Below are 12,976 nucleotides of genomic sequence, written 5' to 3'. Positions count from 1 at the left end.
AAGACGGGAAGCTCCAAGGCTTAACTCAGAGAGGTAACACAATGAAAAAACTGCTTATTGCGTTGATGACCACGGCTGCGGCCCTGTCGGTCGCGGCAACCGCCGAGGCGGCCGACAAGCTGAAGGCCTGCTGGGTCTATACGGGTCCGATCGGCGACTTCGGCTATTCCTACCAGCACGACCAGGGCCGCCTCGAAGTCGAGAAGGCGCTCGGCGACAAGGTCGAGACCGCCTATCTCGAAAACGTCTCGGAAGGCCCGGACGCCGACCGCGCCTTCGAGCGCCTGGCGCGCGAGAAGTGCAAGATCATCTTCGGCACGTCCTTCGGCTTCATGGACGCCGAGGTGAAGGTCGCGAAGAAGTTCCCCAAAGTGATGTTCGAGCATGCCACCGGCTTCAAGACCGGCAAGAATCTCGGCATCTACAACGCCCGCTTCTATGAAGGCCGCTACGTGCTCGGCCAGATCGCGGCCAAGGAATCGAAGAAGGGCCTTGCCGGCTACATCGTGTCCTTCCCGATCCCGGAAGTGGTGATGGGCATCAACTCCTTCATGCTCGGCGCGCAGTCGGTCAATCCCGACTTCAAGGTGAAGATCGTGTGGGTGAATTCCTGGTTCGATCCCGGCAAGGAGGCCGACGCAGCCAAGGCGCTGTTCGACCAGGGCGCCGACATCATCGTGCAGCACACCGATTCCACCGCCGCGCTGCAGGTCGCCGAGGAGCGCAAGCTGCACGGCTTCGGCCAGTCATCCGACATGATCAAGTTCGCGCCGAACGCGCAGCTCACCTCGCTCACGGACGAATGGGGTCCCTACTACATCAGCCGCGTGCAGGCCGCGCTCGACGGCACCTGGAAGCCGGACAATGTGTGGCTCGGCATCAAGGACGGCGCCGTAAAGCTCGCGCCCTTCACCAACATGCCTGACGACGTGAAGGCTATGGCGGAGGCGACCACGAAGAAGATCGCCGGCGGCTGGAACCCCTTTACCGGACCGGTCTCCAAGCAGGACGGCTCGCCGTGGCTGAAGGACGGCGAAGTCGCCGATGACGGCACGCTGCTCGGCATGAATTTCTACGTCAAGGGCGTCGACGACAAGCTGCCGCAGTAAGCTGCAAGTTACTGGTGTCAAAAAGGAAAGGGCGCCGCGCGGCGCCCTTTCTCATTCGGTGTGCCTTCGCTTTGGAGGACGATCAGACGGCCGATCCGTAAAGATCGTAAGCGTCGGCGCGGTCGATCTTGACGGTGACGATCTCGCCGGCGCGCAGCGGCCGCCGCGACTGGATGTGGACCGAGCCGTCGATCTCCGGCGCGTCGTATTTGGTGCGGCCTTTGCCGGACGCGCCATGCGCCTCGTCGACCAGCACCGGCAGGCGCTTGCCGACTTTCTTGGCCAACTGCGCGGCGGAAATCTTCTGCTGGCGCTGCATGAAGCGGTGCCAGCGCGCTTCCTTGATTTCCTGCGGCACCTGTTCGAGCCCGAGGTCGTTGGAGCGCGCGCCCTTGACAGGCTCATATTTGAAGCAGCCGGCGCGGTCGATCTTGGCTTCGTCCAGCCAGTCGAGCAGCATCTGGAAATCGTCCTCGGTCTCGCCGGGGAAACCGACGATGAAGGTGGAGCGGATGGCGAGATCCGGGCAGACCTCGCGCCAGCCGCGGATACGGTCCAGCGTCTTTTCGCCATGCGCGGGGCGCCGCATGTTCTTCAGCACCTGCGGCGAGGCGTGCTGGAAGGGGATGTCGAGATAGGGCAGGATCTTTCCTTCCGCCATCAGCGGAATGACGTCGGCGACATGCGGGTAGGGGTACACATAATGCATGCGTATCCAGATGCCGAGCTTGCCGAGCTCCTCGGCAAGGTCGAGGAATTTCGCCCGCACCTCGCGGTCGCCGAACATCGATGTCTGGTACTTGATGTCGACGCCGTAGGCGCTGGTGTCCTGCGAGATGACGAGGATTTCCTTGACGCCGGCCTTGGCCAGCTTTTCAGCTTCGCGCAGCACATCCGCCGCCGGCCGCGAGACCAGATCGCCACGCAGCGCCGGGATGATGCAGAAGGTGCAGCGGTTGTTGCAGCCCTCGGAAATCTTCAGATAGGCGTAGTGGCGCGGGGTGAGCTTCACGCCCTGCGGCGGCAGCAGATCGACATAAGGGTCGTGGCTGGGCGGAGCCGCCTCGTGGACCGCCGCCATCACGCTCTCATAGGCCTGCGGGCCGGTGATCGCCAGCACATTGGGATGTTTCTCGCGGATGACGTCCGGCTCGGCGCCGAGGCAGCCAGTGACGATGACGCGGCCATTTTCGGAAAGCGCGGAGCCGATGGCGTTGAGCGACTCGTCGCGGGCGGAATCGACGAAGCCGCAAGTGTTGACAACGACGAGGTCGGCGCCATCATGCTTGCGCGCGATCTCATAGCCTTCGGCGCGGAGCCGCGTGATGATGCGCTCGGAATCGACGAGCGCTTTCGGACATCCAAGACTGACGAAACTGACGCGTGGGGCGGACATAAATTTTGTTTTCCAAGAGGTGAAGGCGAGATCGAGGATTGAGCCTTTGGCTCTGAAGGTCGATCTACGGCGCGGCTTTGAGCCATTTCGCGCGGCGCAATAGCACGCTTCGGCACAGAAGCAAACCTGCCGCCGGCCAGGACAAGAGACTCGGCAACCTATCCCTTAACGAGCATCAGTGACCGTCCGATCCGAACCAGGGCGCCAGGAAGGCAAAATGGTCGGGGAACTGCTGCACGGCGCCGCCGAGAAGCATGTTGATCGCCACGTACAAGATGATCAGCAGGCCGATATAGGCGATCCAGCGATATCGATGCAGCAGCCGGGCGACAAAGGAAGCGGCAAAACCCATCAGGGCGATCGAAAGGGCCAGCCCGATGATCAACACCGTCGGATGCTTCATGGCGGCGCCGGCGACGGCGAGCACATTGTCGAGCGACATCGAGACGTCGGCGATGACGATCTGCCAGGCGGCTTGAGAGAAGGTCTTGCGTGCTCCCTTGCCGGCGACGGATCCGTCCTTGTTGTAGTCGCTGTTCGACAGCGCTTCGGTCGCATCGCGCTCGTCGTCATGGCTGACGCGCAATTCGCGCCACATCTTCCAGCAGACCCACAGAAGCAGAAGCCCGCCGGCGATGAGCAGCATCGGGCCGATGCTCAGCAGCCATTGCGTGATGAGGGCGAAGACGATGCGCAGGACTGTCGCCGCCGCGATGCCGACAATGATGGCGCGCTTGCGCTGATCCGCCGGGAGGCCGGCGGCCGCGAGGCCGATCACAATTGCGTTGTCGCCGGCGAGCGCGAGATCGATTGCGACGACCTGAAGGAGAGCTGAAACGCCTGCGGCAGTGAATATTTCCATAGACTAGAAATCCCTTGCCTGAAACGCGGGTCGCCCAATACCCAGACGGCCCTAAAGGCATGGTTCACCGGCGTCAAGACGCAGGTTCGGACATCGCCGGAAAACGGCGCCGCCAGCGCAAGCCCTCAATCATTTCGGGTGTTCGCCGGTCAGGCGGCGGGCGGGAACTAGTCGTAGAGATTGTATTTGGCCCAGTCGGATTCGGGGATTTCGTCACCGATCTTGTAGCGGAACTGCAGCACCTGCATATGGTCCGGCGCGGTCTGGCATTTGAACTTCAGCCGGTACCATTGGCCCTTGCTGCGGAAGGCGGCGCCCGAGCTCTTGATGGCATCGGCGCTCATCTGCGGCGTGGCGAAGGCGTAGGCCACGACCCGGTCGGCCTTGTAGTTGCGATCGTCGTGGCTGATCCGGTCGAGCACTTCTGCGTCGCACCGCTGCTCGAGGCGGGTTTCGGGATCGAGTTTCATCAGGCCGGCGCGCAACGCATTGTCCATCGCCTTGGCCGGCAAGACCGGCGCCAGCGACGCCAGAACCATCAGGCAGAGCTTTTTCATGGGCGCGAGAAGCAGCATATTTTGTCCGAGAAATCAAATAAACGGTGTTTCACCAACGATTGACCGCCATGGGTGTCAGGATCGCTTCGGCCCACCAACCAATACAAGCAGCGCACAACTCTTGGCGGCTGTGACTTGCAGAATCGCTAGTGCGCATAAAGGCCGTCGTTGGGGCAACATGTAGTTGACGTCACGTTAATGCAGGCGCAATCTATTTTTCGGGTTGTGCAGGTGAGGGCGTTTTAATGAAATTCGTTGTGTTTGGCGTAGCAATGGTATTGGCCGCCACCGGAGCAGCCGTTGCGAAAGAAAAGAAAAAGGTAGCCACCGCTCAGGCAGCAATCTCTTGTCCTGCAGCACATATGAAGGCTGGCAGCGGCAAGCCGGCACCGAAACTGGATTGCAAATCAACAGGCACGGTGGTTGTTGCGCGTCCGTCAAATCAGGCCGCAAATTTCCTGGACCATCGCTTGGGGTACGACACCGATCCGTGGATCCCAACTGGTTATTGATGGCCAACTTCGGCTTGCCGGGCCTTTTCATATCCGGTTAGGCTAAAACTTATGCCACAGCCCGACGGTTTGGCTTAAGTTATTGATTTTATTGGAATTTTGGCGGAGGGAGTGGGATTCGAACCCACGGTGAACTTGCGCCCACGCCGGTTTTCAAGACCGGTGCCTTAAACCGCTCGGCCATCCCTCCATCGTGATCTTCACGAGGCGCTTCGTCCTGTTAACAGCAAAACCGTGCCGACAAGAACGCATGCGCTCCATGCTCTAGTGCGCCGCGCAAAGATCTGTCAATCGCAGGACAGGCTCAATCATATTCTCGGGAGCCGGGGGCAATCCCAGGAAGCCGGTCAGATGCAATTGACAATGCCGCCAAGACCTTGCCAATCTCTACCTGCTAATGTTCTAACGGGGGAATTGATGAAAAAGATTTATGAGAAGCCGGTTTTGACGAAGCGCCAGAAGTTGTCTCGTGCGACGGCCCAACAGCTGCCGTCCAACGTGCAGCCGCAATAGCAGGACAAACCCGCACTCTTATTCGGATTTGACGCGCTGGCGATCTTGTGGCCGGCGCTATTGGCAGCAGGGCGTTCTCGAACGAGCACGGACTTTCCGAGCGGCATTCTGCACTCATGCCACAATCTCGCCCTGTTGCGGCCATAATCGATTAACATCGTGATAAGCAATTCCTGTGCAAAAGGGATTGCGGATCAAGGTGTTGGCCTAACGGGCGACCTCTGGCTCCGTCGGGTGCAGCACGGTAGGGGACAATCGAAAACATGCAGACTCCGACGCGCCCGCGTCTTCGTCGCGCTTCTGCTTTCGCCCTGTGCGCCCTTTCGGGCCTGCTGCTGGCTGCCTGCGCCTCACAGCCCGAGCCGAAGGGGATGGTCTACAAGAAGGCCCGTCCCAAGGAATATTTCGCCGAATCCGAATATGGCGTGAAGGCAAGCCCGCGCGTCCAGTTCATGCGCCGGGGCGGCGGCCGCGACCAGCTCGGCAGGCCCTACCAGGTTCGCGGCAAGTGGTATTATCCGAAGGAGGATAAGAAGGGCTTCACGAAGGTCGGGCTGGCCTCCTGGTATGGCGATGCCTTCCACGGGCGTTTGACCGCCAATGGCGAAGTCTATGACATGACGCATCTGACGGCGGCGCATCCGACGATGCCACTGCCGAGCTATGCACGCGTCACCAATCTGGAGACCGGCAGTTCCGTGATCGTTCGCGTCAACGACCGGGGTCCCTATCATGAAGGCCGCATCATCGACGTCTCCGAACGCGCCGCGCAAATGCTCGACTATGACAAGGTCGGCACGGCCCGGGTCAAAGTCGAATATGTCGGCCGCGCGCCGCTCGATGGCGACGACGACCAGTATCTGGTGGCGTCCTACCGCCCCGGCAACAAGCGGCCGGATCCGTCGGACGGCCTGCCGACCGGTGTGATGGTGGCCATGAACGGCCCGTCGCCGAGCCTCTCGGTGGGCGCGCCGCCGGCCGTGCCGTTCCCTGGACAGTTGACCAATTCGGGGCAGGCCTTTGCCGCGCAGCCGGGCCTGTCGGAGCAGCCGGCCGTGCAACCAGCAGCGTTCTCGGCGCAAGATGCCAGTGATGTCGTGCTGCCCGATTTCGGACCGATCGTGCCGGAGCGGCCGGATCTCGGCCTGCCGCCGAACTCGCCCTTCGCCATGGCTTCCCTGTCCTACGCGGATGAGCGGGTGAAGCGCGCCGATGTCTTTGCCGCGCTCGATGCCGGCGGCATGTCGCCGGCCGATATCCTGGAATCGTGGAAGAAATCGAACCGCCAGGAACAGGCGCCTGGATCCGACTACGTCGCCGCCGGTTCCTTCGACGAAGCCGCCGACGCCAAGCGTGTGGCCGCGGCGCTCGAGCCGTTCGGCCGGACCGAGATCCAGCGCACGGAGATGGACGGCAATGACTGGTACGCGGTCAATGTCTATCCGGATGGGCACGGCAGCATTGACGACCTGCTCCAGGCAGCCTGGTCGCATGGCGCGCCGGACGCGCTGGTTGTGCGAACTGATCAAATTTGCACTGCACGTTGATCCGGCCGAAAAAACCCTGCTAGCTTGGCCGCGGGGTAGTCTTGGCGCAATTCCGGGCGACTCTCCGGTTTTGCTCAGATTGGGTCGACATTTCATGCAATTGCGCATTCTTCCGCCTTTCGCCAGCCTTCTGGGATTGGTGCTGGCGCTGTTGTGCGCCGCCCCGGCTGGCGCGCAGCTGTTCGAGACCAAGGCGACTCAGGCGTTCATGATCGATGTCGACACCGGCACGGTGCTCTTCGCCAAGGACCCCGACAAGCCGATCCCACCGGCCTCGATGGCCAAGCTGATGACGATGGAGGTGGTCTTCAACGCTCTCAAGGCGAAGCGGATCACGCTCGACGACACGTTTGTCGTCAGCGAAAACGCCTGGCGCACCGGCGGCGCGCCGTCCGGGACCTCGACCATGTTCGCCAAGCTCAAATCCGAGGTCCGCGTCGAGGACCTGATCCAGGGTGTCACCGTGCAGGCCGCCAATGACGGCTGCATCGTGCTTGCCGAGGGCATGGCCGGCTCGGAAGCGAATTTCGCCGCGCAGATGACGGATCGCGCCCGCCAGCTCGGCCTGTCGAAATCGACCTTCGTCAATTCGACCGGCCTGCCTGCCGACGGCCAGCAGACGACGGTGCGCGAGCTGACGATGCTGGCGCTGCATCTGTGGCGGGACTACCCGGAGTTCTTCCACTATTACGGCCAGCCGGACTTCACCTGGAACAAGATCGCGCAAAGGAACCGCAATCCGCTGATCGCCATGGGCATCGAAGCCGACGGCTTTGTCGCCGGCGCCAGCGAACAGGCGGGCTTCGGCCTGGTCGGCACCGTCAGTCACAACGGCATCCGCGTGATCGCCGCGCTCACCGGGCTGGCGAATGACCGCGAACGCTCCGAAGAGGCACGCAAGCTGCTCGACTGGGGCTCGCGGTCCTTCCAGAAGACCGAGATCTTCGCCAAGGACGAGGTGGTCGGGGAAGCGCAGGTCTTCGGCGGCGCCAAATCCGGCCTGGCCTTGAAAGCCAAAGGCCCCGTAGACATCTTTCTGCCGATAGCCAACCGCGACAAGCTGACCGCCAGGATCGTCTATCAGGGTCCGGTGTCGGCGCCGGTCGAGGAAGGGCAACCGGTCGGTGAGCTGCGCGTTTGGATAGGCGATACGCTGAGCCAGCAGACGCCGCTCTATGCCGCCGAATCGGTGAAGGTGGGCACGCTGCCGCAGCGTGCGCTCGACGCGGCCAAGGAACTCGCTGTCGGCTGGCTGCGTCAGAAACATTTGTGATCGGGCAAGTTCGTGGACCTTTTGTCGGACGGGAGCTATGACAGCGGCCAGCACGGGCAAAGGCAGTCTCGATTGGCGAGCGGATTTTTCATCACCTTCGAGGGCGGCGAAGGAGCAGGCAAGTCGACGCAGATCGAGCGGCTGGCGCGGCGCATGCGCGCCAAGAAATATGAGGTGCTGGTCAGCCGCGAGCCGGGTGGATCGCCTGGCGCCGAGGCGGTAAGGCACGTTCTTCTGTCCGGCGCGGCCGAGCCGTTCGGCCCGAAAATGGAGGCAATCCTGTTCGCCGCCGCGCGCTCCGACCATGTCGAGCAGGTCATGCGGCCGGCAGTCGAGCGCGGCTCGATCGTGCTGTGCGACCGTTTCATCGATTCCTCGCGAGTCTACCAAGGTGTCACCGGCGGTCTGGATGCCGATTTCATGAAGGCGCTGGAGGCGGTGGCCATCAACGGCTTGATGCCGGACATGACGCTGATCTTCGACATCGATCCGGCCGAAGGCCTGAAGCGGGCGGCCGCGCGGCGCGGCGCGGGTGACGCCGCCGATCGCTTCGAGAAGGAGACCTTGGCCATCCACCGGCGGCGGCGCGAGGCTTTCCTGGCCATCGCCGCGGCGGAGCCGGAGCGCTGCATCGTCATCGACGCGGCCGCCGATCCCGATACGGTGGAAAATGTCGTCACCGCCGCCGTCTTCGCGGCGCTGGAAGAGAGGCTGCCGGCGCAAAGGATCGAGACGGCGCCGGCATGATCTTCGAACGCATCGCCCCAGAGCAGCACGACACGCTGGACGGCGTGCCCGAGCCGGCCGAAACGCCGCGGCTGATCGGCCACGCGACGGCGGCCGGGATGCTCGCTGGCGCCTACCGCGCGGGCAAGCTGCCGCATGCGCTGATCTTTGCCGGGCCGCTCGGCATCGGCAAGGCGACGCTGGCGTTCCATCTGGCGCACCATCTTCTGAAATATCCGGATTTCAGGACGGCGCCCGACACGCTTGCCGTTCCCGATCCGGCGTCCCCACTGTTTCGCCAGATCGCCACCGGCGCGCATCCGGGCGTGCTGCATCTGACGCGCCCCGCCAACGACAAGACCAAGAGCTTCAAGACGGTGCTGACCGTGGACGAAATCCGCAGGGTCAGCCGCTTCCTGTCAATGACTTCGCATGACGGCAGCTACCGTGTCGTCATCGTCGACCCGGCCGACGACATGAACACCAACGCCGCCAATGCCTTGCTCAAGAATCTCGAGGAGCCGCCGGCGCGCACCTTGTTCATTCTGATCGTGCACGCGCCGGGCAGCCTGCTGCCGACGATCCGCTCGCGTTGCCAGATGGTGCGGCTCGCGCCGCTGGCGGCCGACGAGCTGATGACCGTGCTGGAGAATGTCGAACCGCCGCCGCCGGATGATGCGGCCGCACGCGCGGCGCTCGCCGAGCGGGCAGGGGGCAGCGCGCGCAGCGCCATCCTGCTCACCCAATATGGCGGGCTGGAGATCGCCGGCGCGCTCGACGCACTGGTGACGGCCGGGAAGCCCGACATTGCCGGCGCCCACCGCCTCGCCGAGGCCGTGGCGGGACGCGACCAGGCGATCCAGTTCGACATCTTCAATCGCCGCGCGCTCGATCTGCTTTCGGCCGCCGCCAGCGAAGCGGCGCTGTCCGGCGACCTCGCTAGGGCCAAAACCCTGTCTGAGGCTTGGCAGGAGGCGCTTAACACGATATCTGAAGCCGAGACCTACAATCTCGACAAGAAGCAGCACGCCCTGACCATGATCGACCGCCTGAATTCTGCGATGCGAATGTGACGGCCCGTTCGATGCATGCCGTTGGCCCACTTTCGGGCGGCCTGCATTGGCCTCGGGATGGCAATCGACGTTCCGATGCGATATCCACCGCCACAACTCACATTCAGATATTCATGACGGTTCATTCATGTCACGCGACACATTCTACATCACGACCGCGATCTCCTATCCGAACGGCAAGCCGCATATCGGCCATGCCTATGAGCTGATCGCCACCGACGCGCTTGCCCGCTTCCAGCGGCTCGACGGCAAGGACGTGTTCTTCCTGACCGGCACCGACGAGCACGGCATCAAGATGCTGCAGACGGCGCGCAAGGAAGGCATCGCGGCGCGCGAGCTCGCCGACCGCAATTCGGCCGAGTTCAAACGCATGGCGAGCGCGCTGAACGCTTCCAACGACGATTTCATCCGCACCACCGAGGAACGGCATTATGCGTCCTCCCAGGCGATCTGGAAGGCGATGGCCGCCAATGGCGACATCTACAAGGGTGGCTATGCCGGCTGGTATTCGGTGCGCGACGAGGCCTATTACGGCGAGGAGGAGACCGAAGTCCGCGCCGACAATGTGCGCTACGGGCCGCAGGGAACGCCTGTCGAATGGGTCGAGGAGGAAAGCTATTTCTTCCGCCTGTCGGCCTATCAGGACAAGCTCATCACGCTCTACGAGAGCCAGCCCGATTTCATCGGTCCGGCCGAGCGTCGCAACGAGGTGATGAGCTTCGTCAAATCCGGGCTGAAGGACCTGTCGGTTTCGCGCACCACCTTCGACTGGGGCGTGCCGGTGCCTGGCGACGAGAAGCATGTGATGTATGTGTGGGTCGACGCCTTGACCAACTACATCACCGGCGTCGGCTATCCCAATGAAAACGATGATAAATGGCGTTTCTGGCCAGCCGACGCGCACATCATCGGCAAGGACATCGTGCGCTTCCACGCGGTCTATTGGCCGGCTTTCCTGATGTCGGCGGGAATTCCGCTGCCGAAGCGCGTCTTCGGCCACGGCTTCCTGTTCAACCGCGGCGAGAAGATGTCGAAGTCGGTCGGCAACGTCATCGACCCGTTCACGATGGTGGACCATTACGGCGTTGACCAGGTGCGCTATTTCTTCCTGCGCGAGGTGCCGTTCGGTCAGGACGGCAACTACAGCCATGAGGCGATCGTCAACCGCACCAACGCGGATCTCGCCAATGGCCTTGGCAATCTGGCGCAGCGGTCGCTGTCCATGATCGCCAAGAATTGCGGCGGTGCGGTGCCGAAGCGCGACGAGCTGGCGGAGGCCGATACGGCGATCCTCGACCAGGCGATCGAAGCGCTGGCCGTTTCGCGCCGGGCGATGGCGGAGCAGGGCATCCATCTAGCGTTGGCCGCGATCTTCGGCGTGGTGGCGGAAGCGGACCGCTATTTCGCTTCCCAGGAGCCGTGGGCACTGAAGAAGACCAATCCGGAGCGGATGGAAACGGTCTTGTGGACAACGGCCGAACTGGTGCGACGCGTGGCACTCCTTTGCCAGCCCTTCATTCCGGGATCGGCGGCCAAGCTGCTCGACCTGCTGGCCGTGCCTGCGGGCAAGCGTGCTTTCGAGCACATCCATGCCGACCAAGCGCTGGTGCCCGGCGCCGCGTTGCCGGCGCCGGAGGGCGTGTTCCCGCGTTATGTCGAGCAAGGCGCCTGATGCTGGTCGACAGCCACTGCCATCTCGACTTTCCGGACTTTGCCGAGGAGCGGGCGGCTATCGTCGCCCGCGCCCTCGCCGCCGGGGTAGGCCGCATGGTCACGATCTCGACGCGCGTGAGGCGCTTTCAGCAGATCCTTGAAATCGCTGAAACTTTCAACGAGGTCTATTGCTCGGTCGGCACTCATCCGCACAATGCGGCGGAAGAGCTCGACGTCACCGCCGACGAGCTGGTCCGGCTTTCCGGTCACCCAAAGGTGGTGGCGATCGGCGAGGCCGGACTGGATTACCACTATGACAAGGCGCCGCGCGATGCGCAGGCGCAAGGTTTTCGCACCCATATCGCCGCTGCGCGACGGACCGGCCTGCCGCTGGTCATCCATGCGCGCAATGCCGACGACGACATGGCGTCGATCCTCGAGGACGAGACAGGGAAGGGCGCCTTCCCCTTCATTCTTCACTGTTTTTCGTCTGGACGCAGGCTGGCCGAAGTCGGCGTGGCGCTGGGCGGCTATGTCTCCTTCTCCGGCATCCTGACCTTCAAGAATTCCCCCGATTTGCGGGCCATCGCGGCCGATGTTCCGCGTGACCGGCTGCTGGTCGAGACCGACGCGCCCTACCTCGCGCCGATCCCGCATCGGGGAAAACGCAACGAACCGGCCTATGTGACGAACACGGCGAAGGTTCTTGCCGAGACCATCGGCGTCAGCGAAACCGAGATCGCCGATATCACCACCGGCAATTTCTTCAGGCTGTTCACCAAGATGCCGCGTCCAGACATGGCGCGGACATGAGCGACCGGCTGCGCTTCACCATCCTTGGCTGCGGCTCATCGCCCGGCACGCCGCGCATCACCGGCGATTGGGGCAATTGCGATCCCGCGAATCCGAAGAACCGGCGCATGCGCACGGCGGCCCTGGTCGAGCGCATTGCCGCCAATGGCGCGCGCACCACGGTCGTCATCGACACCGGACCGGATTTCCGCCAGCAGATGCTGATGGCTTCGGTCCGGCGTATCGACGCCGTCGTCTATACCCATCCGCATGCCGACCATATCCATGGCATCGACGATCTGCGCGGTTTTGTGCACGACCAGCGGCACAGGATCGACATCCACGCCGACGAACCGACGATGGAGCGGCTGCGCCAGGCCTTCGGCTATTGCTTCGAGACGCCGCCCGGCAGCTCCTATCCGCCGATCGTCAAGGCCCATATCATCGATCACGCGAGGCCGGTGGTGATCGAAGGCGAGGGGGGCGCCCTCACCTTTGAGCCGCTGCCGCAGATCCATGGCGACATCATTTCGCTGGGCTTCCGCATCGGCGGGCTTGCCTACTGCCCGGATATCAGCGACTTCCCGGCCGTCACGGCCGCGCGGTTGCTGGGCCTCGACATGCTGGTGCTCGACGCGCTGCAGTACAACACCCATCCCAGCCATCTGTCGCTCGGCCAAGCTCTGGGCTGGATCGAGAAACTGGCTCCGAACAAGGCCGTGCTGACGCATATGCACGTGCCGCTGGACTACGCCGTGGTGATGGCCGAGACGCCGGAGCACGTGGTGCCGGCCTATGATGGCATGGTGGTTGAAATTCCTTACGAGTCAGAGCGATAGCGGCGACTGCTCAGCCAGTATCGCAGCCCGTCATTCCTGCGTTTGGCTGGTAGCTCGAATTCGCGAGGCGGCGCACGCAGCCAGTCCACAGAGTTTGTCGCCAATGGCGAAAGCCCCGGCAAAA

12 protein-coding genes and 1 tRNA gene are annotated in these 12,976 nt (G+C 63.0%); 9 read left to right on the top strand and 4 right to left on the bottom strand.

Going from position 1 to position 12,976, the window contains the following annotated elements; genetic code table 11:
- Positions 1-41: 41 nt before the first annotated feature.
- Positions 42-1,109, top strand: coding sequence for a BMP family ABC transporter substrate-binding protein (locus EJ068_RS31720; protein WP_126060966.1), 1,068 nt, complete (start codon positions 42-44; stop codon positions 1,107-1,109).
- An 82-nt stretch (positions 1,110-1,191) separates the two neighbouring features.
- Here EJ068_RS31720 and rimO read toward each other — a convergent pair whose 3' ends face one another.
- The 3 genes from rimO to EJ068_RS31705 all read right to left on the bottom strand — a co-directional run bounded on the left by rimO (position 1,192) and on the right by EJ068_RS31705 (position 3,942).
- Positions 1,192-2,505, bottom strand: a complete 1,314-nt coding sequence (gene rimO / locus EJ068_RS31715) for a 30S ribosomal protein S12 methylthiotransferase RimO (protein ID WP_127250950.1) — start codon at positions 2,503-2,505, stop codon at positions 1,192-1,194.
- Between the two features lie 175 nt (positions 2,506-2,680).
- Positions 2,681-3,367: a TerC family protein gene (locus tag EJ068_RS31710; RefSeq protein WP_126060968.1), complete on the bottom strand. Its 687-nt coding sequence runs from the start codon at positions 3,365-3,367 to the stop codon at positions 2,681-2,683.
- Between the two features lie 167 nt (positions 3,368-3,534).
- Complete coding sequence (locus EJ068_RS31705) at positions 3,535-3,942, bottom strand: DUF930 domain-containing protein (protein ID WP_126082738.1); 408 nt, start codon at positions 3,940-3,942, stop codon at positions 3,535-3,537.
- 227 nt (positions 3,943-4,169) lie between these two features.
- On the opposite strand from EJ068_RS31705, the gene EJ068_RS31700 reads away from it, so the two are divergent.
- Positions 4,170-4,436 carry a hypothetical protein gene (locus tag EJ068_RS31700; protein ID WP_127250951.1) on the top strand — a complete coding sequence of 89 codons (267 nt, stop codon included), beginning with the start codon at positions 4,170-4,172 and terminating at the stop codon, positions 4,434-4,436.
- Positions 4,437-4,536: 100 nt separating this feature from the next.
- On the opposite strand, the gene EJ068_RS31695 is transcribed toward EJ068_RS31700, so the two are convergent.
- Positions 4,537-4,626: transfer RNA gene (locus tag EJ068_RS31695), tRNA-Ser, on the bottom strand.
- 586 nt (positions 4,627-5,212) lie between these two features.
- Between EJ068_RS31695 and EJ068_RS31690 the strand changes: the two genes are divergently transcribed.
- The 7 genes from EJ068_RS31690 (at position 5,213) to EJ068_RS31660 (ending at position 12,852) form a co-directional block, all read left to right on the top strand.
- Entirely contained in the window at positions 5,213-6,496 is a 1,284-nt protein-coding gene (locus tag EJ068_RS31690; protein ID WP_128315292.1) for a septal ring lytic transglycosylase RlpA family protein, read from the top strand.
- Positions 6,497-6,590: 94 nt separating this feature from the next.
- Positions 6,591-7,769, top strand: a complete 1,179-nt coding sequence (locus EJ068_RS31685; protein ID WP_127250953.1) for a D-alanyl-D-alanine carboxypeptidase family protein — start codon at positions 6,591-6,593, stop codon at positions 7,767-7,769.
- Between the two features lie 72 nt (positions 7,770-7,841).
- Positions 7,842-8,516 (top strand): dTMP kinase, encoded by a 675-nt coding sequence (gene tmk, locus EJ068_RS31680; protein ID WP_127250954.1) that lies wholly within the window; start codon positions 7,842-7,844, stop codon positions 8,514-8,516.
- On the top strand, positions 8,513-9,568 hold the full coding sequence (locus EJ068_RS31675) for a DNA polymerase III subunit delta' (RefSeq protein WP_127250955.1): 1,056 nt from the start codon (positions 8,513-8,515) through the stop codon (positions 9,566-9,568). The genes tmk and EJ068_RS31675 overlap by 4 nt, the downstream gene beginning before the upstream one ends.
- Positions 9,569-9,695: 127 nt before the next feature.
- Positions 9,696-11,240 (top strand): methionine--tRNA ligase, encoded by a 1,545-nt coding sequence (gene metG / locus EJ068_RS31670; protein ID WP_127250956.1) that lies wholly within the window; start codon positions 9,696-9,698, stop codon positions 11,238-11,240.
- Positions 11,240-12,034: a TatD family hydrolase gene (locus EJ068_RS31665; RefSeq protein WP_127250957.1), complete on the top strand. Its 795-nt coding sequence runs from the start codon at positions 11,240-11,242 to the stop codon at positions 12,032-12,034. The genes metG and EJ068_RS31665 overlap by 1 nt, the downstream gene beginning before the upstream one ends.
- The gene (locus tag EJ068_RS31660) at positions 12,031-12,852 is read left to right on the top strand and encodes an MBL fold metallo-hydrolase (RefSeq protein ID WP_127250958.1); all 822 of its coding nucleotides are present in this window, start codon (positions 12,031-12,033) and stop codon (positions 12,850-12,852) included. Before EJ068_RS31665 ends, EJ068_RS31660 begins: the two co-directional genes overlap by 4 nt.
- Positions 12,853-12,976: the final 124 nt, after the last annotated feature.

Source organism: Mesorhizobium sp. M2A.F.Ca.ET.043.02.1.1, from assembly GCF_003952405.1.
GTDB lineage: Bacteria > Pseudomonadota > Alphaproteobacteria > Rhizobiales > Rhizobiaceae > Mesorhizobium.
Note: the sequence above shows the minus strand (reverse complement) of the source record. Positions and strands in the feature narration are given on the sequence as shown.

What these genes read in the sequence shown, in the direction of transcription:
- EJ068_RS31720 (WP_126060966.1), top strand. Translation starts at nt 42, where the DNA reads ATGAAAAAACTGCTTATTGCGTTGATGACCACGGCTGCGGCCCTGTCG.
- rimO (WP_127250950.1), bottom strand. Translation starts at nt 2,505, where the DNA reads ATGTCCGCCCCACGCGTCAGTTTCGTCAGTCTTGGATGTCCGAAAGCG.
- EJ068_RS31710 (WP_126060968.1), bottom strand. Translation starts at nt 3,367, where the DNA reads ATGGAAATATTCACTGCCGCAGGCGTTTCAGCTCTCCTTCAGGTCGTC.
- EJ068_RS31705 (WP_126082738.1), bottom strand. Translation starts at nt 3,942, where the DNA reads ATGCTGCTTCTCGCGCCCATGAAAAAGCTCTGCCTGATGGTTCTGGCG.
- EJ068_RS31700 (WP_127250951.1), top strand. Translation starts at nt 4,170, where the DNA reads ATGAAATTCGTTGTGTTTGGCGTAGCAATGGTATTGGCCGCCACCGGA.
- EJ068_RS31690 (WP_128315292.1), top strand. Translation starts at nt 5,213, where the DNA reads ATGCAGACTCCGACGCGCCCGCGTCTTCGTCGCGCTTCTGCTTTCGCC.
- EJ068_RS31685 (WP_127250953.1), top strand. Translation starts at nt 6,591, where the DNA reads ATGCAATTGCGCATTCTTCCGCCTTTCGCCAGCCTTCTGGGATTGGTG.
- EJ068_RS31675 (WP_127250955.1), top strand. Translation starts at nt 8,513, where the DNA reads ATGATCTTCGAACGCATCGCCCCAGAGCAGCACGACACGCTGGACGGC.
- metG (WP_127250956.1), top strand. Translation starts at nt 9,696, where the DNA reads ATGTCACGCGACACATTCTACATCACGACCGCGATCTCCTATCCGAAC.
- EJ068_RS31665 (WP_127250957.1), top strand. Translation starts at nt 11,240, where the DNA reads ATGCTGGTCGACAGCCACTGCCATCTCGACTTTCCGGACTTTGCCGAG.
- EJ068_RS31660 (WP_127250958.1), top strand. Translation starts at nt 12,031, where the DNA reads ATGAGCGACCGGCTGCGCTTCACCATCCTTGGCTGCGGCTCATCGCCC.